4 protein-coding genes are annotated in these 3610 nt (G+C 66.3%); 1 reads left to right on the top strand and 3 read right to left on the bottom strand.

What is annotated here, in order from left to right:
* The 3 genes from GH737_RS13675 to GH737_RS13665 form a co-directional block, all read right to left on the bottom strand.
* Positions 1-572, bottom strand: a 572-nt coding sequence (locus GH737_RS13675; RefSeq protein ID WP_155265337.1) for an L-threonylcarbamoyladenylate synthase, incomplete at its 3' end; no start/stop codon positions are given.
* Between the two features lie 38 nt (positions 573-610).
* Entirely contained in the window at positions 611-967 is a 357-nt protein-coding gene (locus tag GH737_RS13670; protein ID WP_155265336.1) for a GntR family transcriptional regulator, read from the bottom strand.
* 71 nt (positions 968-1038) lie between these two features.
* Entirely contained in the window at positions 1039-1638 is a 600-nt protein-coding gene (locus tag GH737_RS13665) for a nitroreductase family protein (RefSeq protein ID WP_230558820.1), read from the bottom strand.
* Between the two features lie 124 nt (positions 1639-1762).
* Between GH737_RS13665 and GH737_RS13660 the strand changes: the two genes are divergently transcribed.
* Positions 1763-3595 (top strand): peptide MFS transporter, encoded by a 1833-nt coding sequence (locus GH737_RS13660; RefSeq protein WP_155265335.1) that lies wholly within the window; start codon positions 1763-1765, stop codon positions 3593-3595.
* Positions 3596-3610 lie beyond the last annotated feature (15 nt).

The following is a 3610-nucleotide window of genomic DNA, read 5'->3' as shown; positions in this document are numbered from 1 at the left end:
AGCCGCAGCGGCCCGCCCGTCGCGGCAACGATCGTCGATTCGATCCCGCGCTGGGTCGCGCCGCCGTCGATGATCAACGGGATTCGCCCGCCGAGGCTCTTGAGCACATGCGCCGCGCGGGTGGGGCTGATCGCGCCGCTCGCATTGGCTGACGGAGCGGCAAGCGGTCGCCCGCATGCGCGCAGCAGCGCCTGCATCGCCGGATGATCGGGCACCCGCAGCCCTACATTCGCCAAGCCGGCAGTGACTAGCGATGCGATCCCGGCGTCCGATCGCAGCGGAACGACCAGCGTCAGTGGCCCCGGCCAATACCGGTGCGCAAGCATCAGCGCTTCTTCGCCGAACTCGCCGATCTCCTGTGCGGCGGCAAGATCGGGCACGTGCACGATCAGCGGGTTGAAGCTCGGCCTTCCCTTGGCCTGGTAAATTCGGGCGACGGCTCCGGCATTGGTCGCGTCGGCGGCGAGCCCGTAGACGGTCTCGGTCGGCACTGCGACCGGGTCGCCGGCGAGGATCAGCCGAGCGGCGTCGGCGATGCCTTGATCGGTGAAGGGCTGGACCCGCGTTTCCACGCGCCGGTGGCTAAAGGATTACGCCCCTTGCGGGAAGTTCAGGCGCGTTCGCGCTCCAGCAGCTCGGCAGCGTCGATGCCGAGCCGCCGCATGCGCGCGCTGATCTGCGGCCATTCCTCCTTGAGGAAGCGGTTGCGCTCGCTTTCGCTGAGCCGCGCCCGCGCGCCGGGCGCGACGAACATGCCGACCCCGCGCTTGACCACGATCAGTCCTTCGTCCTGGAAACCCTGATAGGCCTTCGCGACGGTCAGCGGGTTGGCCTGCTCTTCCGCGGCCAGCGCGCGTACCGAGGGCAGCGAATCCCCGTCGCCATATTTGCCTGCAAGGATCGCGTCGGCGATCGTTTCCCGCAGGCGGACGTACACGGGCTTTTCATGCTGGGTGCGCAGCGTCATGCTGTCATAATACACCGTCGCGCGAGAAGTTCAATCCTGATCGCTCCTCGCAGCGGCGGTCATGGGGAGGATCAAGCTGCCGGCGCCTCCCACTCTCTCGCCACATCGCCGAGCGCCGGCCGCGAGCGGTCTTCCATTTCGCGTCCCGGGTGACCGATGAAGATGAAACCGGCGATGCGCTCGCCCGGACCGCAAAATGCGCCGCGGACGCGTTCGGAATAAGCGCGCCAGCCCGTCACCCACCCCGCGACAAAGCCGAGCGCGTGTGCGGCTAGCAGCAGGTTCATACCCGCCGCGCCGCATGCCAATTGCTGCTCCCAGACGGGGATTTTGTGGTTCTCAACCGGCGCGGAGACCAGGACGACGAGTGATCCCGCATAATGGGCGAACTCGGTTTCCTTCTGGTGCTTGGCGACCGATGCGCACGGATCCTCCGCCGCGAGCGCCTCGCGGAGGATCGTTTCGAACGCATCGCGCTGAGCTTCGGCGATGGTCACGAACCGCCACGGCGCGAGCTTGCCGTGGTCGGGGCTGCGGGCGGCGATCGTGAGGATGCGCTCGAGCTCGGCCGGGGAGGGGCTCGGGCCGACCATCTCGCGCGGCTTCGCGGAGCGGCGGGTCTCGAGCAGGGAAAGCAGGGACGAACGGTCGTTGAGCATCGTGTCGTTCATCTAGGTATGCCCGCCGTTCGCAGCAATCGGCCCTTCACATCGGCATTTGCGCCGTTAGGGTGCGCAGCTTCGCGCCGGTCCGCGGCCAAGTTTTGCGTATTCTGGCCATCGAGGGGAGAGTCTGATGGCACCTGAACAGTTGATCCCGATCATCGCGGGAGCATTCCTGATCCTCTTGCTGGCCGGCGGCGGCGTGGTTGCAATGGGCCGCAAGCCGGAGTTCCTGGGGCACCCCAAGGGGCTCTACATGCTGTTCTTCGCCGAGATGTGGGAGCGCTTTTCCTACTACGGCATGCGCGCGCTGCTGATCTTCTACCTGACGCAGCACTGGCTGTTCAGCGATGGCAAGTCGAACCTCATCTACGGCGCCTACACGAGCCTGGTGTACATCACGCCGTTGCTCGGCGGCTACATGGCCGACCGGTGGCTCGGCCAGCGCAAGGCGGTGCTGTTCGGAGCGGTGCTTCTCACGGCCGGCCACTTCACGATGGCGATCGAGGGGACAGGCGGTCAGTCGGACCCGACCATTAACGTCTTCTGGCTCGCGCTTGCCTTGATCATCGTCGGGTCCGGGTTCCTCAAGGCCAACATTTCGGTGATGGTCGGGCAGCTCTATCCGCTCACCGACGTCCGCCGCGACGGCGCCTACACGATCTTCTACATGGGCATTAACGTCGGCGCGGCGATCGGCACGATCATCGCCGGATATCTCGGCCAGACATATGGCTGGGCCTACGGCTTCGGCGCCGCGGGCGTTGGCATGCTCCTTGGCCTGGTCGTCTTCGTGATCGGCAAGGGCCTGCTGCGCGGAGCAGGCGAGGCGCCGCGGCCGCTGCGCGCCAACAAGGAATGGATGCTCTATGCCGCCGGCCTGGTGGGCGTGGTCATCATCTGGGGCCTGATCCAGTATCAGGACGTCATCCAGACGCTGCTCGTCTTCTCCGGCATCCTGCTGCTCGGCTATGTCGCCATCCAGGCGACGTTCGAAATCCCCTACGGCTCCATCGCGAAATCGCCGAAGACTCCATTCCGCGTCATGGTGGCGGGGATCCTGCTGATGCTTGTGCAGCCCATCTCCACCACCTTTGGCCTCCCCTTCGCCGAGCAGGCGCTGGCGGGCGGACTGCCGTTGTCGGCCTGGGTCGCGATCGTCGGCTTCCTCGTCATCCTGGGGGTCATGACCACCGAGAAGATGGGGCTCGAGAATGACGCTCGCGACCGGATTTTCGCGATCCTGTTCCTGGTGGCGTTGAACCCGGTCTTCTGGGGCCTGTTCGAGCAGGCGGGCGGGTCGCTCAACCTCTACACCGACCGGTATGTCGACCGCGGCGGCGTTCCCGCCTCGATCTTCCAGTCGATCAACCCGATTTATATCATCCTCCTGGCGCCGCTGTTCGCGGGCTTGTGGGTGGTCCTCGGCAAGCGCGGGCTCGAACCATCCGCGCCGGCCAAGTTCGGGCTCGCGCTGCTACAAGTCGGCGCCGGCTTCCTCCTGTTCGTGCTCGGCGCCCACACGGTCGGTCCGGCGGCGATGACCCCGGTGATCTTCGTCTTCCTGATCTATTTCCTGCACACGACCGGCGAGCTCTGCCTCAGCCCTGTCGGGCTCAGCGCCATGAACCGGCTGTCGCCGAAGTTCATGGCAAGCCTGATCATGGGCGCATGGTTCTACATGTCGGCAGTCGGCAATTTCGTCGCCGGGAAGATCGGCGAGGCGACCGGCGGCGAAAGCGGCGAAATGACCAAAGAGGCGACGCTGTCGATCTACCACACGATCGGCTGGGTTGCCGTGGCGATCGGCGTCTTCGTGCTTGCCGTTTCCCCGTTCGTGAAGCGGCTGATGCACATCGACACGCTTCGCGACGAGGACCTGGCGGGACGCCCGGAGCTGGCCGAGAACCAGGGCGCCGGCATGCACCCCGAGCGGGAGACCGACCCGCGGCCGGCGGGCGCATGAGGGCGGCGGGTCGGT

This window comes from Sphingomonas segetis (assembly GCF_009720245.1).
GTDB classification, from domain to species: Bacteria; Pseudomonadota; Alphaproteobacteria; order Sphingomonadales; family Sphingomonadaceae; genus Sphingomicrobium; species Sphingomicrobium segetis.
This window is presented reverse-complemented; position numbering and strand designations above follow the sequence as displayed.